Annotated in this window: 17 protein-coding genes; 8 read left to right on the top strand and 9 right to left on the bottom strand. The window is 50.9% G+C overall.

Features of this window, described 5'->3' with window-relative positions; translation table 11 throughout:
- Nucleotides 1-43 precede the first annotated feature (43 nt).
- Nucleotides 44-1,528 carry a helicase HerA domain-containing protein gene (locus CRO57_RS20540; protein WP_097155380.1) on the bottom strand — a complete coding sequence of 495 codons (1,485 nt, stop codon included), beginning with the start codon at nucleotides 1,526-1,528 and terminating at the stop codon, nucleotides 44-46.
- A gap of 235 nt (nucleotides 1,529-1,763) precedes the next feature.
- On the opposite strand from CRO57_RS20540, the gene CRO57_RS20535 reads away from it, so the two are divergent.
- Nucleotides 1,764-2,729, top strand: coding sequence for a DMT family transporter (locus CRO57_RS20535; protein WP_244580170.1), 966 nt, complete (start codon nucleotides 1,764-1,766; stop codon nucleotides 2,727-2,729).
- Here CRO57_RS20535 and CRO57_RS20530 read toward each other — a convergent pair.
- The 7 genes from CRO57_RS20530 to CRO57_RS25210 form a co-directional block, all read right to left on the bottom strand.
- On the bottom strand, nucleotides 2,701-3,603 hold the full coding sequence (locus CRO57_RS20530) for a DMT family transporter (protein WP_097155379.1): 903 nt from the start codon (nucleotides 3,601-3,603) through the stop codon (nucleotides 2,701-2,703). The genes CRO57_RS20535 and CRO57_RS20530 overlap by 29 nt on opposite strands.
- Before the next feature lie 64 nt (nucleotides 3,604-3,667).
- A complete protein-coding gene (locus CRO57_RS20525; RefSeq protein WP_097155378.1) occupies nucleotides 3,668-5,806 on the bottom strand; it encodes a 3'-5' exonuclease in 2,139 nt (712 codons plus the stop codon).
- Between the two features lie 77 nt (nucleotides 5,807-5,883).
- The gene (locus tag CRO57_RS20520; RefSeq protein ID WP_097155377.1) at nucleotides 5,884-6,255 is read right to left on the bottom strand and encodes a response regulator transcription factor; all 372 of its coding nucleotides are present in this window, start codon (nucleotides 6,253-6,255) and stop codon (nucleotides 5,884-5,886) included.
- Nucleotides 6,256-6,582: 327 nt separating this feature from the next.
- Entirely contained in the window at nucleotides 6,583-7,095 is a 513-nt protein-coding gene (locus tag CRO57_RS20515; RefSeq protein WP_097155376.1) for a hypothetical protein, read from the bottom strand.
- 249 nt (nucleotides 7,096-7,344) lie between these two features.
- A complete protein-coding gene (locus CRO57_RS20510; protein WP_097155375.1) occupies nucleotides 7,345-9,189 on the bottom strand; it encodes a DUF294 nucleotidyltransferase-like domain-containing protein in 1,845 nt (614 codons plus the stop codon).
- A 189-nt stretch (nucleotides 9,190-9,378) separates the two neighbouring features.
- Nucleotides 9,379-11,154, bottom strand: coding sequence for a sodium:solute symporter family protein (locus tag CRO57_RS20505; protein ID WP_097155374.1), 1,776 nt, complete (start codon nucleotides 11,152-11,154; stop codon nucleotides 9,379-9,381).
- 20 nt (nucleotides 11,155-11,174) lie between these two features.
- Nucleotides 11,175-11,690 (bottom strand): DUF4212 domain-containing protein, encoded by a 516-nt coding sequence (locus CRO57_RS25210; protein ID WP_244580169.1) that lies wholly within the window; start codon nucleotides 11,688-11,690, stop codon nucleotides 11,175-11,177.
- A 350-nt stretch (nucleotides 11,691-12,040) separates the two neighbouring features.
- On the opposite strand from CRO57_RS25210, the gene CRO57_RS20495 reads away from it, so the two are divergent.
- The 7 genes from CRO57_RS20495 (at nucleotide 12,041) to cysQ (ending at nucleotide 19,509) form a co-directional block, all read left to right on the top strand.
- Entirely contained in the window at nucleotides 12,041-12,430 is a 390-nt protein-coding gene (locus CRO57_RS20495; RefSeq protein WP_097155373.1) for a hypothetical protein, read from the top strand.
- Between the two features lie 240 nt (nucleotides 12,431-12,670).
- Nucleotides 12,671-13,897: a 3-methyl-2-oxobutanoate dehydrogenase (2-methylpropanoyl-transferring) subunit alpha gene (locus CRO57_RS20490; RefSeq protein ID WP_097155489.1), complete on the top strand. Its 1,227-nt coding sequence runs from the start codon at nucleotides 12,671-12,673 to the stop codon at nucleotides 13,895-13,897.
- Between the two features lie 3 nt (nucleotides 13,898-13,900).
- Complete coding sequence (locus CRO57_RS20485) at nucleotides 13,901-14,917, top strand: alpha-ketoacid dehydrogenase subunit beta (RefSeq protein ID WP_097155372.1); 1,017 nt, start codon at nucleotides 13,901-13,903, stop codon at nucleotides 14,915-14,917.
- Nucleotides 14,917-16,260 (top strand): dihydrolipoamide acetyltransferase family protein, encoded by a 1,344-nt coding sequence (locus CRO57_RS20480; protein ID WP_097155371.1) that lies wholly within the window; start codon nucleotides 14,917-14,919, stop codon nucleotides 16,258-16,260. The genes CRO57_RS20485 and CRO57_RS20480 overlap by 1 nt, the downstream gene beginning before the upstream one ends.
- Before the next feature lie 20 nt (nucleotides 16,261-16,280).
- Complete coding sequence (lpdA, locus tag CRO57_RS20475; protein WP_097155370.1) at nucleotides 16,281-17,693, top strand: dihydrolipoyl dehydrogenase; 1,413 nt, start codon at nucleotides 16,281-16,283, stop codon at nucleotides 17,691-17,693.
- A 140-nt stretch (nucleotides 17,694-17,833) separates the two neighbouring features.
- Nucleotides 17,834-18,463, top strand: coding sequence for an RluA family pseudouridine synthase (locus tag CRO57_RS20470; protein WP_097155488.1), 630 nt, complete (start codon nucleotides 17,834-17,836; stop codon nucleotides 18,461-18,463).
- A gap of 203 nt (nucleotides 18,464-18,666) precedes the next feature.
- A complete protein-coding gene (gene cysQ, locus CRO57_RS20465; RefSeq protein WP_244580168.1) occupies nucleotides 18,667-19,509 on the top strand; it encodes a 3'(2'),5'-bisphosphate nucleotidase CysQ in 843 nt (280 codons plus the stop codon).
- A gap of 32 nt (nucleotides 19,510-19,541) precedes the next feature.
- On the opposite strand, the gene CRO57_RS20460 is transcribed toward cysQ, so the two are convergent.
- A complete protein-coding gene (locus CRO57_RS20460; RefSeq protein ID WP_170956189.1) occupies nucleotides 19,542-20,537 on the bottom strand; it encodes a DMT family transporter in 996 nt (331 codons plus the stop codon).
- Nucleotides 20,538-20,765: the final 228 nt, after the last annotated feature.

Below are 20,765 nucleotides of genomic sequence, written 5' to 3'. Positions count from 1 at the left end.
GGCTTGCCCGGCTTTTTTGTCTGTTTGTCAAAGTTATTTGAGACTATTCCGGGTTGCCGGGTTCGGTCTGGTGACCCAGATCCTTGAGCGTAACAATTCGATTGCCACGCAGATCGTTGGCGCAGATCAGAAAACCGCGCTCTTCCATATAGGTCAGTAGCCAACGGGCGCGACCTGGTGAGCGAGTGCCGTATGCGGTGGCTAGCTCGATATTGGTTGGGCAGGGCTTCTTGCCTATGGCAGCTTTGGCCAGTACCAGATAGACACCGCGCATTTCCTCGGGCAATTGCTCTGCAACAAGGGTAGCTTGCTTCCACTGATCCTCGTCCAGTTCCTCTTCCTGCGTGTCCAGTTTGGCACGCGCGACAGAAAGGAGTTGCCGAAATTCCTGTAATTCCGGCACTGTTTTCAATTGCTTGTCGATGCGGCAGCGAACCTGAAAATCCTGATAGAGAACCGAGATCGGTTGGAATGCCGCTTCTTCATCTTCCAGAAGTTCGCCCAGAATCCGATGCAGGATTTCCTCACGCTCTTCAAGGCTGAGGCCCGAATCCAGTTCCAATTGTGGTTCGGGCTCATCCGGAAATTTTGCTTCCATGCGCAAATGTGCAAGCTGTTGCAAAACTTCTGCTGTGGTCTGGGCCGGAGCATGCAGAGCTGGGCCGGGTTCATCATCGGTTCCTGGTTTGAACAGAAGATCATCCAGGCTTTCGGTTGAGCGTTCCGGTAGTGGCATCAGTTTGGGGCTGGTAGAGCGGGCCGCTGTTTCGACAGCGCCGATCCTGACGGTTTCAGAGCGACGATAAAGAGCTGGGCCCAGAGCCACAAAGTGCCCACGATCCAGATTTCGGAATGTCTCTGCCTGACGACGTTCCATGCCCAGCAAATCTGATGCGCGAGCCATATCGATATCCAGAAAGGTTCTTCCCATCAGGAAGTTGGAGGCTTCTGCGGCAACATTCTTGGCAAGCTTTGCCAGTCGCTGGGTGGCGATAATACCAGCCAAGCCACGTTTGCGGCCGCGACACATCAGGTTGGTCATGGCGCCAAGGGACATACGGCGTGCTTCTTCGCTTACCTCACCACCAGCAGCCGGAGCAAAGAGTTGGGCTTCATCCACCACAACCAGTGCCGGATACCAGTAATTGCGGTCGATATCGAACAGACCATTGAGGAAAGCACTGGCGGCGCGCATCTGACGATCTGCATCCAGACCTTCGAGATTGAGCACTGCAGAGATACGATGCTGGCGTACACGGGCGGCAATCATGGTCAGATCGCGCTCGGTGCCGATGGCATCGACAACAGCGTGGCCGAATTTTTCGGCCAATGTTACGAAGTCGCCTTCCGGGTCAATCACGATTTGCTGCACCCAAGGGGCACTTTGTTCCAGAATGCGACGCAAGAGATGGGATTTGCCCGAACCGGAATTGCCCTGAACCAGCAGACGTGTAGCCAGCAATTCTTCCAGATCCATTTCTGCCGGATTTCCCAGTTTCATGGTGCCGAGATTAATGCTGACGGTCATTGGGGCGCAGATTTCCTATAATTCAACTAGAGAGGCAACGTCTCCGATTCGCAGCAATTTAGGAAGTGAGGATTATCGTTGATACCCGAACTCTCACATGTCTTTGTCACTTTTGAGGCTGTGGATGGTTGTAAGTTTTGTGATTGAGCAAGAAACGGGTGGGGAGAGAGCAGGGAGAGTGATATCAAAGTCATTTGAACGATAGAACACAATAACATGCTTGGGAGAAAGAGGTATGAAATCGACCTCATCGCAAACAGCAATCGGTTTGGTGATGGCACCCCGGCAATGGGGCATGCTGATCTTGCTTGCCTTTTTATGGGGTGGTGCCTTCTTCTTTGTCAAAGTCAGCATTGCAGAATTGCCAACCATGATGATTGTGTTCTGTCGGGTTGGCTTGGCTGCGCTTGTGCTGGTGGCATTCGTTCTGATGACTGGACGAACCATTCCCAAAAGCCCGAACATCTGGCTGGCATTTTTTATTATGGGCTTTTTGAATAACGTGGTGCCGTTCTCTCTGATTGTATGGGGTCAGAAAAGCATTACGTCAGGTCTTGCCTCGATCCTCAATGGCACCACGCCGATCTTCACGATGCTTGTCGCCGGGCTTTTGCTAGCAGATGAAAGATTGAGTCTGAACAAGGTAATGGGTGTGGTGCTGGGATTGCTTGGCATTGTTGCCATATCCGGTGTGGATGCTTTGTCTGGATTGAGTAATTCCCTATGGGCACAATTGGCAATTCTAGGTGCTGCCCTGTCTTATGGCTTTGCGGCCGTCCATGCCCGGCGATTTCGTGCCATGGGTGTGGATCCAGTGGTTGGGGCGATGGGACAAGTCTGTGCGTCCAGCTTGTTACTGCTGCCGATCATGATCTGGGATGATTGGGCGGGGGTGAGTACACTGCCATCGTTTTGGGTGATATTAAGTGTTGTTCTGCTTGCCGTTTTGTCGACTGCCTGGGCTTATATTCTTTATTTTCGCCTGCTGGATGAGGCTGGTGCGACCAATGCTTCACTGGTTACGTTGTTGATACCGGTGTTTGCGATTTTGCTTGGCGTGCTCATTCTGGGAGAGAGCATGAAGCTGTCTCACATCCTAGGAATGATTTTGATCGGTTTCGGTTTGCTTGTTGTCGATGGCAGGGCCTTGAACTATCTGAGATCAAAGAAGCCTAGTGAAACGGCATCTCTGAGAGGATAGCTATTCCGCCAATAGCCAGACCAGCGCCTGCCCAACCTGGAAGAGCTGGAGGACGTTTGTTGATGACCCACAGGATCGGCAAGATCATGATTGGTGCTGTCGATCCCAGAACGGCGACAATGCCTGTATTCTGACTTTGCAATGCGAAAATCAGTAAGCTCATGGCCCCCACATAGCCCATCCAGCCTGCGACCGTGGCGAGGACAATGGGGGCGATATCCTGTTTGTCGACAGTGCGAAAACGCATTTGCGGGATCAGCAACGTGGTCATCAGCAAGACGGCGCTGAGAATTGTGCGAGCGGCACTGGCAGCCAACGGATCTGTGCCAGCATCTACAATTGGCTTCATGATGATCAGGCCAATTGCCTGACAGAGTGCGGAGAGCAACCCCCAGAACAGCACTTGTAACAAACTACCGGTCAGTTTTTCGCCTGTGCCATCATTGGATTGCGGATTGTTATAAAGAATAGCCAGTGCAATGCCTGTCAGGATCAGAAAGCCGCCAATGGCATCGCTAAGGCTCAGGACTTCTCCAAGTGCAAGAAAACCGATGAGGGATGCCATGGGAGCATTGAGCGCGAAAAGAAGTTGCATACGGCGCGGACCGCCATATTTGAGGCAGGAATGCAAAGCTATATCCCCCAGCAGAATGCCAATGATGCCGGAGAAGGCGATGGGTATCCATTGTGCCCAATTCAGACTGCCCCAATTGCCTTGCAAGGTGACGACAAGGCCAAGCAATAAAGCGGACATGGGAAGCTGGATGCGGGTGAAATCCAGCACGCCGAAATGGATGACTGGTCGGTAGGATACAATGGATGCAGCCGCCCAAATGATTGCAGCGCATATGGCGGCGAGAATACCCAATTCCATGTAAGATTATCCGAATGATAGGCAGCTTAGAAGCTGTCTGCCTATCATGGATGTCCTGAGCTGTCTAATACTTGGCTTGCTGTTTGCGGATGGCTGCTGCTTTTTTTTCCACCTCGACGGCATCGCGTAGAGTGTTGATGCCACCTGCCTCCAGGAGGTCAATCAGACGCAGGAGAACTTCTGCTGTAGCGAGAGAGTCACCGAGGGCAGTGTGACGCACCTCTGGCGGAATTTCGATACCGAACTGCTCTGCCAGTGTGTCCAGCGTCAGACTTGCGGTTTGACCCTGAAGATGGGCGGCCAACAAGACGGTGTCCAGCACAGGGTTGGAGAATTTCAGACCTGTCTGAGCTTCCTTGAGAGATAGGAATTTCATATCGAAGGCGGCATTGTGGGCTACCAGAACCGCATCACTGACATAGGAATGAAATTTGGGGAGAACCTCTTCGACAGGTGGTGCATCGGCCACCATCTCGTTGGTGATGTGATGGATTGCAGTAGAGGCGGCCGGGATGGAGCGACCCGGATGGATGTATTGATCAAAGCTTTCGCCCCTCATGATACGTCCATTGACAATGCGAACGCCTGCGATGGAAATCATCTCATCACCATTTGAAGGCTCCAGTCCTGTGGTTTCCGTGTCGAATACCACGAAGGTCAGTTCGCGCAGGGGGGTGTCCTCGATATCAGAGAGGTCGGTTCGTTCCATCAGATCAAAATCATAGAAATCCAGACGTTCCGGTATGATTTCTCGTTCAACTTCGATGTCATCTTCATGATGATCGCGAGCTGGCGTCAAGGGGAGGCGTAGATGAACGGTGCCATCCGGCGTTTTTGTGCACCAGAAATCAGTCTTGTGGCGATCCAGTACATCGCGTCCAGTGATCTCGCCCAGATCAGCGTCCAGCGGTTCATCGAGCCAGCTATCGATTTGGGAGATGGTGACCATTTCACCATGCCAGTAGAGATCGATATAGATTTTGCGTCCTGTGCGATTGGCGGATAGTTGGAAGACACGCAGGCCTGTTTGGCTGGCGACCTTGCGCATGACAAATTCGATCAACTCGACAATGGTGACACTATCACAATGTAGCCAGACCGGTGTACCGACAAACTCGCAGGTCAGCGTCAGATCCTCGGATGCATTGCGGCGCAATATGCAATTGAAAAGTGAGGAAGAATATACATCTGACATGGGCCAGGCACCAGCCATGAGTTGATGAGATTTGTTATCCATGGCTTCGATGCTGGCCGAAAGTGAATGTGTTTCCTTTACCAGAATCTTTTCGAAGTTTTTGCGGGTGTCTGCATCCAGATTGAAATCACCTGCCAGCATTTCTGCTGTTGCTTGCAAATTGGCGGCAGGATGACGTAGCTCCATCATTGCCTGATGGAGCAGGCGGTCTCGCTCTACATTTTCGGCCAGTTGATGGGTGATATCCTCAAAGGTGACTGTATAGCCGGTAGCGAGATTTTCTTCTGTATTGACGATGAGTGTCACCTTGCCTTGCAGGGTATGACCCCCGTCGGCTGTGGCGCCGATTACCATTGTTGAGAGGCCTTCCTTGTGACGCTTGTGGCGGCCTTCTTCAAATCGGTTGTGTAGACGGTCCAGTGCATGGCGAAAAGGGGCTGCTGAGACAACAGAGAAAAGTGTTCGACCAAGGCCCAGTTCGCCTGAGACATGCAGGATATTCAGGGCACGCTTGTTGTAAAGCAGGATCTTGTTTTCCAGATTGCAGATCAGAACGCCCTGATCAAGATCCTGAAGAACGGTTTCCAGACGGCGCTTCTGACGATTGGCCAATGCTGTGGCCTCTGAAACCTGCTTATCTGTTTCCTCTCTTGCTTCTACCAAGGCCTGGGAAATTTCGCGAATGGCGGGATTGAGAAAGCCAAGATATTTTCCGGTTTCGGAATTCAGATCCTGTTGAGCGCCTGCATGGACCAATGTGCGCACATCCTTGACGATCATATCGATCGGGTTGGCAACATTGAGATCGAATTTCTGCCAGACATATCCATTGAGCAACAGGATGGCAAAACAGGAAATACCACCAAACAATACCAGATGTGGTGTTGCCTCTGGGCCAATGCGACCAAGAGCGAAATAGAGAGAGGCAACGATGATGGCACAAGAGGCGAGGCCAATGAAGGCGAAGAATAGAAATATGCGGAGCCGCAGGCTGAGGCGTTCAATCATGTCAGGCAGTTTTCAGCAATAGGATCTTCAGCTTATGGCTGAAGAGATATGAAGGCCAGGATGGATGTGGAGATGGATCAGGCTTGCGCCAGAATATCCCGGACTGTCTGGGTAACCTTACCCAGCGAGAAAGGTTTGGTGAGATAGGCATTTGCGCCCATTGCCAGTCCTTTCTCGATCTCGATGTCGCGGCTGCGAGCGCTCATCATGATGATTTTGATATTCTGAGTGGTGGTATCTGCACGCAGTGCCTGACAAATTTCATAACCATCTTTATGGGGCAGGGAGACATCCAGCAGAATGAGGTCCGGATGGGTCTGACAAACGCAATCAATGGCCTCGTTGCCATCATGCGCAGTAGCAACCTTATAGCCTTCGGATTTCATCAAATGCTCTAATGCGAAATTGATGGATGTTTCGTCATCCACCACCAAAATGGATTTGGTCATAGTGGCGCTCCTCCCAGATGCCATATGTGCCAATGTCTATCATAATATGCAGAGTCCAAACGTTCTGCCGCTCGGTAGAATGAGTTTGCGGAGATGAAACTTCGCAATTAAAAACGGCCGAAAACGACTTCCGAAAACCAGCATTTATGCAATCAGGATAAGGCCTGATGAGTGATAAGGCTTTGCGCTTGATCAAAAGACATTGCCATAGTCTGGGCATGATTATGACGTTTTTTGATAGGAAAAGCTATTGGCCATTGCTCCTAGTTTTGGGAGGTAGCCTTTGATTTTTCAGTTTTAATTAGTCCAAGGTTGTAGGTAATTTCCCTATTTGCAGGCAGCGGTGCTCCATCCTGTGGGCATATCCAGCCATTTGGCTTTGGATTGTAGATCGTCTGCAGTCAGAGACAAGTCAGGGCTGATATCGGCGCGTTTGTTGTTGATGCAATCGAACAATTGTTTGCGCTGACCATTGGGGGCATCGCGGGCGATGATATGAAGGGTACCCAATTTTATGCCGGGCAAGCTTTCATGTTCCTTGAGAGTTGCAACTTCGAGTGCAATGAAACGATCTGTACGCGGAATGACGTAAGAAAGTGGTTGGAGCAAGCTTTTGCCTTCAAAAGTGGAGATAACCACCAGATCGCCCTCGAAATCAGCGGTTGCACGAGAGAACCAACCATAATCCAGAAAGACCTGGAAGAGGATCATCATGGCACCGGCTGCAGCCGGAATAGCGGCTTTGGGACGTGGTATGCGCAGAATATATTTATACAACAGGATTATGATGCCTGCTGCGCCGATGCCAGCGACGAAGGTGCCTAGAAGATTGAAAAGCATAAAATGTCTCCGACTGGGTCTGGCTCTGGATTAACCTGACAGGTCTGAAGCCTGCCGCATGTTCCGCACCAGAGAGGTTTAGCAATCTGGTGCGGCCATGTCCAATCGAAATATGTTAGCTTTTCTGACTAGTTATGCCCTTGCGTTATCCCTGATCATCTGATCAGGGTACCAAGCGGGTCGGACCATTATCGATGGCCCGCTCGGCTAGCGTTTTCTGATGAAAGCGCGATGCTTTCATCGAATATCTTAAATATTCGCTCCATGACTGTGGCCAAGAGCAGATTGCATTGTCTTGATGACGATGAAAGCGTCTTTCAGGTGATTGCGTTCCAGCTCTGACAGGATGGCAGGTGGCATGAAATTATCCGGCTTCTGGCCTTCTCTGATCTGCTTGGCCTGATGTTCCAGACGCATATTGGCGATTAGATCATAAGCATCGATCAAATCGCCTGCGCCAGAAGAACTGAGTGCTTTGGCATCGCGCGCCAGTAGCAGGCGTTCACGTGTGTTGGCATTCTCGATCGCTGCTTCCAATGCATAAGCTCGTCCAAGATCCACGATCGGGACCACGCCATTATGTTTCAGATCAACAGTGTCTTTATGCTCACCCTTTTTGATGAGAGCAAAGCCACGGAAGAGATTTAGTGGTGGTGTATGGCTGAGGGAATTGGAAATCATGTGCGCGCGGAAGATCGAGTTTTTCTGCGCCTTCTCCAAAGTTTCCTGATACATGCCATCAAAGAGCAGCTCATTGCCGCAGATGGGGCGTAGATCAAACATGACGCTGGCCAGCATCTGGGCCATTGGGTCGGGTTTGTCGATCCAATGATTGAAGTAACCGCGCCAAATATCTGCAGGCTGGCACCATCGTGAATTTGTAGCCATCATGTCGCCGGGACAATAGAAGTAACCGCAGGCGTCCAGCCCGTCCGAGACATATTGGGCAAATTGCTTGAAATAGTCACCATGTTCGGCTTCACGATAGGCATTGTCCAAAATCAGACAATTGTCCTGATCGGAAACGCCGGTTTGTTCTTGCCGACCTTGAGAGCCGCAAGCCAGCCACAGATAGGGCACCGGGGCAGGGCCGAATTTCTCTTCTGCCATTGTGACAAGACGACGGGTCAGGGTATCTGTCACATTGGTGATGATGCGGCCGATGTTATGGGCGTCCACACCAGAACCGACCAATTGCGCCAGCATCTGAGGTGTCTTGGAGACGATTTCATTCAGGGCTTCAAAGCTGTTCTGGCGGCTGATGTCGCGAATGATGAAAGGAGCGGAAACGGCTTGTTGGCGTACCAGATTGGTGTTTGTAAGAATGCCGACCAGTTTTCCATTCTCAACCACTGGCAAATGGGTGTGGGAACGCTCCATCATGGCCATCAAGGCATCAAATCCAAGCGCGTCCGGCCCCAGGGTGAAAGGATTTGATGTCATGACTTCGCCAACCATCGTGTCTGATGGTCGGCCCGCAGCAACTACACGATGACTGAGATCGCCCGTGGTGAGAATGCCGGTGAGGGTGTCACTCTCCGAGATCAACACGCAGGAAATGTTTTTCTCTCGCATGATTTGTGCCGCCTCCATCACAGTCGCAGATGGCGGAATAGTGATGGGGTTTGGCGTCATCAGATTGTCGATGGAAACCGAGATCAGGCTTGTTGTGGAATCAGTGTTTTGTGGTGTTGTTGGAGCTTTTCTGGCCAAGGAACTATCGAAGAAAGAATGGAAAGGTGGATAGTTTTTGATCAGGTTTTGAAATTCCTCTCCAGGGATGATGAAAAGAGAAGTTTCTTCGCTGGCAACGGCCTTGTTCGGGGACTTGCCATCTGACAACAGGGCCCGTTCACCAAAGCAATTGCCGACATTCAAGTGAAGCAGTAGTGAGCCTTCTGGCGTGATGAGATCAACAGCGCCTTTTTCAATCAGATACAGACTGGAGAGATTCTCTCCCACATCGCAAATTACCTTCTCCGCGGCGACGGTTCTGGTTTGGGTGCTGGCAGCCAATTCCTGCAGGCGTTCTGAGGGAAGCAGGTCAAATGGATGGCGATGTGAAGCAAATTCTGTAAAAGAGGCAATGGTCATGCCAGACTCCCCGGTCATCAAAATCAATCAGATTGTTCGATAGCAGAGGTTAAATTGTCATTGATGCAGGTCACTCATGAGCTGACAATTTATGCAATTCGAGAAATAAGCCATTTTGGCACCAAATATGGACGGAAAAAGCCCGACTGAACAGCCGGGCTTCTCTGATTTTGTTTGGGAGTGTCAATCTTAGTGATCGACAGCTGCACCCGCACCAGATGGTACGCGGATGCTTTCCACCAGATCCTGGATCTCTTGCGGTGGCTCTTCGGTCGCGTTGGACACTACGTAAGCAACTGCGAAGTTGATCAGGGCACCGATTGCACCGAACGCTTCTGGAGCAATGCCCAGGAAGTGGTTGGCAGTGGTGTTAGCCAACATGTTGGTGCCTGGGATGAAGAACCAGCCTTTGTACATGAAGATGTACAGCAGGGTGGACAGGATACCAGCGATCATGCCGAGGGTTGCGCCCTTGGAGTTGATGCGCTTGGAGAAGATACCCATCATCAGTGCAGGGAAGATAGAGGATGCTGCCAGACCGAAGGCCAGCGCCACAACCTGAGCTGCGAAGCCGGGAGGGTTCAGTCCAAGCCATGCAGCGATCGCGATGGCAACACCCATGGAGATACGAGCGTAGAGCAATTCCTGCTTCTCAGAGATATCCGGAGTGAAGGTACCCTTCATCAGATCGTGAGAAACGGCGGAAGAGATAGCCATCAAGAGACCGGCAGCAGTAGACAGAGCAGCAGCCAGACCACCAGCAGCAACCAGGGCAATCACCCAGTTTGGAAGCTTGGCGATTTCAGGGTTAGCCAGAACCATGATGTCACGGTCCACTTTCAGCTCGTTGCCTTTCCAGCCAAAGCCTTCTGCTTTAGCAGCAAAGTCCTTGCTCTTGTCGTTGTAATACTGAATGCGGCCGTCACCGTTCTTGTCCTCGAACTTCAGAAGACCAGTGGTTTCCCAGTTCTTGAACCAGTCAGGACGTGCTTCATATTGCAGGTTGCCGTCAGGAGCGCCAACTTCACCGGTCTGGATGGTGTCCATCAGGTTCATGCGAGCCATTGCGCCAACGCCAGGAGCGGTGGTGTAGAGGATTGCGATGAAGACCAGAGCCCAACCAGCGGACCAACGAGCGTCAGACACTTTAGGAACGGTGAAGAAACGGATGATAACGTGTGGCAGACCAGCCGTACCGATCATCAGGGACATGGTGTACATGAACATGTTGAGCGGGTTGGAAGACTGTGCCGTATATTCCTTAAATCCGAGATCCGTCACAATCTGATCAAGCTTGGTCAGAAGTGGGGTACCGGAAGCAGCGTGATCACCAAACAGGCCGATCTGTGGCAGGAAAGAACCGGTCAGTTCCATGGAGATGAAGACTGCAGGTACGGTGTATGCCAGGATCAGAACGCAGTACTGAGCGATCTGGGTGTAGGTGATGCCTTTCATGCCACCCTGCACAGCGTACAGGAACACGATGCCGGTGCCGATCAGAAGGCCGGTGGAAGCGTCTACTTCGAGGAAGCGGGAGAATGCAACACCAACGCCCTTCATCTGACCAATCACGTAGGTGATGGAGCAGACGATCAGGCAGACCACGGCAACGATACGTGCTGTGGAAGAGTAGAAGCGGTCACCAATGAACTCAGGCACGGTGAACTTGCCGAATTTACGCAAGTAAGGTGCAAGCAGCATGGCCAGCAGTACGTAACCACCGGTCCAGCCCATCAGAAACTGGGAAGCACCATAGCCGTTAAAGGCGATGAGGCCTGCCATGGAGATGAATGACGCAGCAGACATCCAGTCAGCAGCGGTTGCCATACCGTTGGCAACAGGGTGAACACCGCGGCCAGCAGCGTAGAATTCACCGGTAGAGCCAGCGCGGGCCCAGAAGGCGATGCCGATATAGAGCAAGAAAGATGCCCCAACGACGATATATGTAAGAGTTTGAAGATCCATAATCTCTCGTTCCTGCTCTCTTAGTCGTCAGACACGCCGTGGGCGCGGTCAATAGCGTTCATGCGAACAGCGTAGAAGAAGATAAGTCCCAGGAATACGTAGATCGATCCCTGCTGGGCGAACCAGAAGCCCAAGTCGGTGCCACCGACGGAAATACCTGACAAAGCAGGACGAAGAATAAGCCCAAAACCGAAAGATACCACAAACCAGATCACCAGACAGATGGTGATGAGGTTGAGGTTGGCTTTCCAGTAGGCTTTTCCAGAATCATTATTCTCAGCCATGTTTCCCCCCATGGTGAAGAACCGTTTATTCGGTTCCTGTTCCAGGTTGTCCGTTGAACCTTTGCCCTTGAGCCAATTCCAGGTTCCTCCGCTGGGATCAGCTTGATCAATGAGCCAGGGTCCCTGTACGGACCTTGTGAATGTTACGACCAGCAATTGGGCTGTCAGACAGAATCCCGCATCGCTGGCCTTGACCCGATCTAAAATGAGAGGCGCAATCAATTCAATTAATGTTTCGTATAATTCCCTCATCCTTTAGTCGTGACCGCTGTCGCAACAAATGAAATAGAGTCTAAAATTTCAAAAAGTTGAATGTAAAAGTCTTTCCGAGATTATATTGGTTAAAATTCTAGTATTTGTGACAGTATTTCTATGCTGCAGGTGCGAAAATTGCCCGTATTTGTCTTTTGGGGTGCTTTGATATTTTATAGGTCGGGTAGCGGTGAAAGAAATTGATGACTTTCTTTTACGTAAGCTGCTTTTGGCAATTTCATGTACCTTTTGGACGGTGGGTGCCTCAAAATATGACTATTCCGATTGCCAATTGGTGGGATGTTTTGCAGAATTTTCAGTGATGTTTGATGAATTTGAGGAGGGATGGAATGAGGGAACAGATCAAGTGGAGAAATGCGGGCGTCTTCGTTTTGCTGGCAAGCTTGTGTGTGATCCCGGCCCCAGGTTTGGCACAAGATGCGCCCACCGATTATGTCGGTGAAAATCATGTCTGGGTTTTGAACTGCAACAGCCATGGCTATAAGCTGAAATCGAAATATCCATTGTCCTGGTACGATGAGAATTACCGCTATCACGAAAAAAGAGTGACCCTTTATATGGGTAAGACATGTGATGCCAGCACCGTATCTTTTGGTAAGGGAACATGGTGTTGGGCCAATGGAGGCTTTGTTGCGGATTTGGTAAAGCGCCGTATTGGTTTTCCCAGACAGGAATTGATTTGTGATGCTCAATCATTGCCGATGAAATGTCGCTGCTGACGATTGGTTGATACATGGAAGCAATCTGCTGCAAATTTTAAATTCAATTGGACTGTATGTTCTATGAAATTTTTTCATCAGGATTATTTGATCTATTTTCCTCGTTAAAAGGTGCTAAATTTTCTCTTTTATTTTCTTATATGAGAAGAAAAAGGGATGACTGTTTCTCTGTATGTGACATCATATAGGACAATGATGCTGACATAATTCTCTCACAATGAGAGCTGAGGAGGAATGGGCATGTCTGATTTCGGACCATTGAGCTTTTCCGTGCCTGAACCCGCTGGGCGTCCAGGGGATGAGCCGGATTTTTCCTATCTGGATGTTCCCAAAGCCGGGGCGGTGCGCAAACCCAAGATTGATGTGGATCCACGTGAGATCAAGGATATGGCGCGAACCATGATCCGGGTTCTGAACCGCGACGGCGAACCGGTTGGACAATGGGCTGATCCGATAGATGACGATATTTTGCTTCATGGTTTGAAGAGTATGTTGCGCACGCGTGCCTTTGACGAGCGCATGATGAAGCTCCAGAGGCAGGGCAAAACTTCGTTCTATATGAAATGTACCGGCGAAGAGGCGATTGCCGTTGGTCAGCAATTGGCATTGGCCAAGGGAGATATGAATTTTCCGACCTATCGGCAGCAGGGATTGCTTCTGTGCCAGGATTATCCGCTTGAAAAGATGATCTGTCAGATCCTCTCCAATGCCAAGGATCCATTGCATGGCCGTCAATTGCCGATCATGTATAGTTCCAAGGAACACGGCTTTTATACGATTTCGGGGAATCTGGGGACGCAATATATTCATGCGGTTGGTTGGGCTATGGCCTCGGCCATCAAAGGTGATACCAAGATCGCAACGGCCTGGATTGGTGACGGTTCCACAGCTGAGAATGATTTCCATGCTGCGTTGGTGAATGCTTCGGTTTACAAGCCGCCAGTTGTTCTGAATATCGTCAATAACCAGTGGGCCATTTCTTCGTTCCAGGGCATTGCAGGTGGCGACGCGGCGACCTTTGCGGAACGTGCACATGGCTATGGCATTCCATCCCTGCGCGTTGATGGCAATGACTTTATTGCCGTTTACAACGTCTCCAAATGGGCAGTCGAGCGTGCGCGCCGCAATTTGGGGCCAACCCTGATTGAATGGGTGACCTATCGCGTTGCTCCACATTCTACTTCTGATGATCCTTCCAAATATCGACCGCGAAAGGAATCTGATGCCTGGCCATTGGGTGATCCGGTCTTGCGTCTGAAGAATTATCTGATCAATGAGGGTAAATGGTCCGAAGAGCGCCATGTTCAATCCGAAGCCGAATTTGAGGCGGAAGTCCGTCTTGCGACCAAGGAAGCCGAGAAACACGGTGTAATGGGTGAAGGTTCGTCAGCTCGTGATATTTTCGAAGATGTCTACAAAGAAATGCCACCGCATCTGCGTGAGCAACGTCAGAAACTGGGAGTCTGATCCATGGCTGAAATGAACATGATTGAAGCCATCCGCGATGCGATGGATATCAAACTTGGCCAAGACAAGGATGTGGTCGTCTTTGGTGAGGATGTCGGCTATTTTGGCGGGGTTTTCCGTTGCACGGCTGGCTTGCAGGAGAAATATGGCTCCAATCGCGTGTTTGACTGTCCCATAAACGAGAGCGGCATTGTCGGTACTGGAATAGGAATGGCGGCTTATGGTTTGCGGCCGTGTGTAGAAGTGCAATTTGCCGACTATATCTATCCTGCCTATGACCAGATCGTCTCGGAAGCCGCTCGCCTTCGCTATCGTTCTGCGGGTGATTTCACAGCTCCGATTACCATTCGCACCCCTTGTGGGGGTGGAATTTTTGGTGGTCAGACCCATAGTCAGTCACCTGAAGCGATTTTCACCCATGTGTCTGGTTTGAAGACCATAATGCCCTCCAATCCTTATGATGCCAAGGGAATGCTGATAACAGCGATCGAAGATGATGATCCTGTTCTCTTTCTGGAGCCGAAGCGTCTGTATAATGGACCGTTTGATGGACATCATGATCGTCCGGCTCAAAGCTGGGCGGGGCATCCCATGGGGGAAGTTCCGCAGGGCCATTATACCGTGCCGATTGGCAAGGCTGCTATTCGCCGTGAAGGCAGTGATGTCACCATCCTGACCTATGGCACCATGACTTTTGTGGCCGAAGCTGCAACGTCCGAGACAGGTATCGATGCCGAGATTATCGACCTGCGTTCATTGTTGCCTTTGGATATCGAGACGATCGAGGCTTCTGTGAAGAAGACTGGTCGTTGTCTTATTGTTCATGAAGCGACATTGACCTCTGGTTTTGGTGCTGAGCTGGCTGCGCAGGTGCAAGAGCGTTGCTTCTACCATCTGGAAGTGCCGATCGAGCGGGTGACTGGTTGGGATACGCCATATCCGCATGCTCAGGAATGGGATTACTTCCCGGGACCAAAGCGCGTTGGTAAAGCTCTTAAAGCCATGATGGAGGCAGTATAATGGCCAAGCATATCATTAAAATGCCTGATGTTGGTGAAGGCATAACCGAAGCCGAAATTGTTGAATGGGAAGTCAAGGTGGGTGATTTCGTCAATGAGGACGATGTGTTGGCTGCCGTGATGACGGATAAGGCGACCGTTGAAATACCGTCTCCTGTGACTGGTACCATCCTATCCCTTACCGGTGAACTTGGTGAAATGACCGCGGTGGGCGCCGAGATCATCGCCATCCAGGTGGATGGTGAAGGCAATGTTGATGCAGAGGATGATGTTTGTGCACCAGCACCAGCCGCTGGCTCTGAAAAACCTGCCATTCAAGACGAAAACAAATCCGAGATTGCAGACAAAAAAGTGTCTTCAGAGCCATCCTCCGCAATGACGAAGCCTTCTTCTGTTCCTGCGACACCCGTAGCCGCTGCACATTCCATTGTCCCCACTCAAGGATTGCCGCGCGCTGTGGGTGAAAAACCTCTCGCCTCTCCAAGTGTGCGTCGTCGTGCCCTGGAAGCAGGTATCCGCCTTGCCTATATCCGGGGTACCGGCCCGGCTGGCCGTATTCTGCATGAAGATCTGGATGCCTATATCGTGTCCTCTGGTCAGGGTGCGATGGTGCAGCCGGTCGTTACCTCTGCCATGCAGGCTAGACATGAAGTGGATGAATACAAGGTCATCGGTCTGCGTCGTAAAATTGCCGAGCGTATGCAGGATTCCAAGAGTCGCATTCCACATATTTCCTATGTCGAGGAAGTGGATGTCACGGATCTGGAAAAGCTGCGTGTTCATATGAATGACACGCGCAAGGAAGGCGATCCAAAGCTCACCATTCTGCCTTTCATCATGCGAGCCATGGTTCTGGCTATTGCCGAGAATCCAAAACTCAGCTCTCATTTCGATGATCGGGAAAATGTCGTTCGCCAATATGCGGCTTGTCATATCGGGATGGCCGCACAAACTGATGGTGGTCTGATGGTGCCTGTTGTCCGTCATGCAGAGGCGCGATCCGTGCGTGATCTGGCAGCCGAGACCAAGCGTTTGGCTGATGTGGCGAGGGACGGCTCCATCACTCGTGACGAGCTGACCGGGTCTACGATTACTCTGTCCAGCCTTGGTGCATTGGGCGGTATTGTCTCGACCCCGGTTATCAATAGCCCGGAAGTGGCAATTGTCGGTGTCAACAAGATCCAAATCCAGCCGGTTCATATGGACGGGGTATTCGTACCACGCAAGATCATGAACCTGTCATCCAGCTTCGATCACCGCATCATTGATGGCTGGGATGCAGCCGTCTTCATTCAGAAAATCAAGAGCCTGCTGGAGCATCCGGCAACTCTATTTGTCGATTAAGCGAACTTGGAGTGCCAATCATGAATGCAACACGCGGCGGCATCTCTTGTGATGTTTTGATTTTGGGCGCAGGCCCCGGCGGCTATGCGGCTGCCATCCGAGCAGGGCAATTGGGCCTGAAGACCATTGTGGTCGAAGGCGAAAAACCCGGTGGAACCTGCTTGAATGTGGGATGTATTCCGTCCAAAGCCATGATCCATGTGGCAGAGGAATTCCATAAGGCAACCAGCTTTGCCATATCTGGCAAAAGCGCTTTGGGTATTTCTCATTCCAAGCCAAAGCTTGATCTGAAGCAGTCGGTGGCTTGGAAAGATGGCATTGTTGCCAAGCTCAATGGTGGTGTATCCGGTCTTATCAAAAAGGCTGGAGCGCAATTGATCCAGGGTTGGGGCAAGATGCTGGATGGCAAAACCTGTGAGGTGCAGACCAAGGAAGGAACCAAGGTCATTCATGCCGAACATGTGGTCCTGGCTCCGGGTTCCGTTCCGGTGGAATTGCCAGATCTTCCTTATGGTGACAAGGTGATCTCTTCAACCGAGGCCTTGGCACTGGAGAAAGTACCTGCCAGATTGATTGTTGTCGGTGGCGGTTATATCGGGTTGGAGCTCGGTACCGCTTTCGCCAAGATGGGCTCTGCTGTCACGGTCGTTGAGTTTGCTGATCAAGTCCTTCCTCACTATGACAGGGATATTGCCAAGCCGGTGGCCAAGTCTCTGACGGATCTTGGTGTAACCGTTCATCTAAGCGCCAAGGCCAAGTCTCTTTCCAAGGATGGCAAGGCGCTCCTGGTGGAAGATGCGCAAGGCAAGGAATTGAGCCTGGCAGCCGATAAGATCCTGGTCACTGTGGGTCGTAAATCCCGCATGGAAGGTTGGGGTGCCAGTAATCTCTATCTGACCATGGATGGTCCCTTCATCAAGATTGATGATCAATGCCGGACCTCCATGAGTGATGTCTTTGCCATTGGTGATGTGACAGGTGAGCCGATGCTGGCGCACCGTGCCATTGCTCAAGGTGAGATGGTGGCTGAAGTGATTGCAGGCAAAAGTCGTCGCTTTGATCCAGCGGCCATTCCGGCAGTTTGCTTCACTGATCCTGAAGTCGTGGTGGTGGGTTTGTCTCCCGCTGAGGCCAAAAAACAAGGGTTCGATGTCAAGATTGGCATGTTCCCTTTCATGGCCAATGGCCGCGCCATGACCATGGAAAGCGACAGTGGCTTTGTGCGTGTGGTTGCACGGACAGATAATCATCAGGTGCTGGGTATTCAGGCCGTTGGCAAAGGTGTTGCGGAACTGTCTTCTTCCTTCACTCTTGCCATGGAAATGGGTGCCGTGCTGGAAGATATTGCAGGCACCATTCATGCTCACCCAACGCAATCTGAAGCGTTGCAGGAAGCAGCTTTGGGTGCTTTGGGACATGCGCTGCATATCTAAGCTTGAAGCCAAATTCTGAGAATATTGCACGGCGGGTGATTGACGTATCATCCGCCGTCTTGCATATGGGCGCCATGAGATATCCCAAGACTGACCATGCTCCAAGCCTGACACCGCCGCTGGTGGATTACGCGCCGCCAATGGATCCATATTTGAATGTGGTCCATGAGGATGAGCATATCCTTGTCTTTGACAAGCCAACAGGTTTGCTGAGTGTTCCGGGAAAGGCCGCAGAGCATCAGGATTGCCTGGAGCACCGAGCCGTTGAGTGCTATGGCGATGCGCGGATCGTACATCGACTGGATATGGATACGTCTGGGGTAATGGTGTTGGCGAGAACTGCGGATGCCCTGCGCAATCTTGGGCGCCAGTTTCAAAAACGTAAAACCTCCAAGCAATATGTGGCCCGCGTTTGGGGGCAGCTGAAGGATGATGAAGGGCATGTGGATTTGCCCTTGATTTGTGACTGGCCTAGCCGCCCCAAACAGATGGTTTGCTTTGAACGTGGAAAACCTGCACAGACTGACTGGAAAGTGATAGGACGAGATGAGAAGAGCACCTTGGTGCGGCTTTCTCCGATCACTGGCCGCTCCCATCAATTGCGCGTTCACATGCTCAGTCTTGGGCATGTGATTTTGGGCGATCGCTTTTATGCTAAAGATGAGGCACTTACGGCTTCTGACCGGCTCTGTCTGCATGCCGAGTATCTGGGACTGATCCATCCTGCGACGGGTGAATGGATGGATTTTTCGAGCCCGATTTCCTTTTAAGCTTTTTTGAGAAAAGATCTTTTTCCCCTCTCATTATATTTGGAATGGCTGTTCAAAATGCTGTTCGTGCTCTTTGGGCTGCTTGTTTGTGACAAAACCCTTTGTTACACAAATGTGACAAGGGCAATTCTGAAGCGTATTCTTGTCCGAAAACCGCACACACTTTTCGGGAATACGTTCTAAGCTTTGTAAAGGCTGGAGTTATGAGTATGGCAGGGGCTTTCTCTCATCTGGAAGCGGCGTTGATTGATGCAGCACTGGCGGCTGGGGTAGCGATACTGGACATTTACGAACAGGAGATCGATGTTCGCCATAAAGGAGATGACAGTCCGGTTACCGCGGCTGATGAAGCGGCAGAAGCCATTATCCTTCAAAAACTCAGCCAATCTGCCCCAGAGATTGCAGTTGTTGCCGAGGAACAGGTGGCTGCTGGTAATATCCCGGAAATTGGGGATTGCTTTTTTCTTGTCGATCCTCTGGACGGTACCCGCGAGTTCATTGCCCGCAATGGGGAATTTACCGTCAATATTGCGCTGATCAAGGATGGTGTGCCCGTGATGGGCGTGATCTATACACCCGCCAAAGGATGGCTTTTCTTTGGGGAGGTTGGCGTTGGTGCCTATCGTGCCGAGGTGATGGACCCTCGCGTCAGCTGTGAAGTCTGTAATCGACAAGATATGCAGGTTTATCAAACCTTTACTGGTTTGGTTCTGGTTGGCAGCCGGTCGCATAAATCCGAGAGCGATGCTGCTTTTGTGCGACCTTATCAGATCGAGAACCGCGTTGCGATTGGCTCATCCTTGAAATTCTGCCTTCTGGCAGCGGGAGAGGCGGACCTTTATCCGCGTTTCGGCCGTACCATGGAATGGGATATTGCAGCGGGGGACGCAATCCTGACCGCTGCTGGCGGTCAGATCGTCGATCTCGATGGCAATCGCTTTCGATATGGCAAAGTGGTCAATGATGATGCACCTTTCGCCAATGGTTATTTCATTGCCGGGGCGGGTGTCGATCTGCAACCGGGGCTGGATGCCCTGAAGGGATAGATCCCTTCAAGGGTGGAGAAGCATCAAGGATTTCAAGCGAGCTCGTCAGCTCGCTTTTTCTTTGCCTTCTGGTCCATATGAGAGAAGAGCAATACTCCTGCAAGCACAATGAATGTGCCAAGCGCCTCGTAAGGGCCAAATGGCTCGGCAAGGATGATTACCGCCATAAGTGTGGTGAAAAGCGGACTGAGATTGCCCAGCATTCCAACCATTTGCGGGCCGATCTTGTTCAGGGCTTCATTTAGCATATAGGCGGGGATCACCGTCGAGAATATTGCAATTAGCGCCACGTAGACACCGATTTCATTATTGACCCAGAGATCCGAGATGGAATGGTTGATACTGAAATGCACCAATGTGGCTATGGCGGCTGCACTCATGGCAAAGGATGTGAAAAGGCGACTTCCCATGGCAGTGATGATGGATTTGGCCATCAGCTGATAAAGTGCGAAAGTAATAGCCGATCCCAGGACAAACAGAGCACCCACCTCAATATTTGGATTGCCATGATTGGCCGCGCTTGAGAAGAGAATTGCCAAACCGCAATAAGAGACCGGGAAGGCGATCAGAGACCATCTACTCAATGGTTGTCCAAAGAAAAGAGCGCCAAAGATCACTACGAATAAAGGGTAGGTGAAAAGGATCAGTCTTTCCATTTGTGCCGTCAGATAGACCAGGCCCGAGAAATCAAGAAAGCTGGCAACATAATAGCCGCAGATGCCGACCAATGCCGTTTTGAGCATGATTGCCGGGGTCAATAGAAGACGCCGGGATGGTTCCTTATAGAGGAGGCGCAGGCCAGTGATCAGAAAAAAGGGCAGGGCGAGAGACATGCGTAGTGCCAGTAGTGTCTCAACTGGTAGATCTCCTGCGGCATAAGCGAGCTTGGCAAAGATGGCTTTGGTCGAGAAGAAAAAGGATCCGCTAGCTGCAAGTGCGATGCCGATCCAGGCATCCTTGGAAATGGATGAAGTCAAGGTGCCCTTCGCGGCCTGTTGAGGCCTCGGGCTACTGTCACTGCTTGGCATAAAAAGCTCTTGATAAAAATATGAAAGCAAAACGAACATGATCTGTTCGTCTTTGCGGAATGGTAGGAAAGGCAATCTAGCACCTGATCGGGCAATTTGCCAGTGCTTGAAACATGATGCTGATGATGAAATTATCGCGTTCAGTTTAGAATTTTAAGGCCTTTTGTGATTAAGTTAAAATTTAAGTATTTGAAATATATTTATTTTTAATATTTATTGCGAATGCTT

The sequence above is a fragment of the Cohaesibacter gelatinilyticus genome (assembly GCF_900215605.1).
Lineage (GTDB): Bacteria > Pseudomonadota > Alphaproteobacteria > Rhizobiales > Cohaesibacteraceae > Cohaesibacter > Cohaesibacter gelatinilyticus.
The sequence above is the reverse complement of the archived record's forward strand: the minus strand, read 5'-3'. Positions and strand labels throughout refer to the sequence as shown.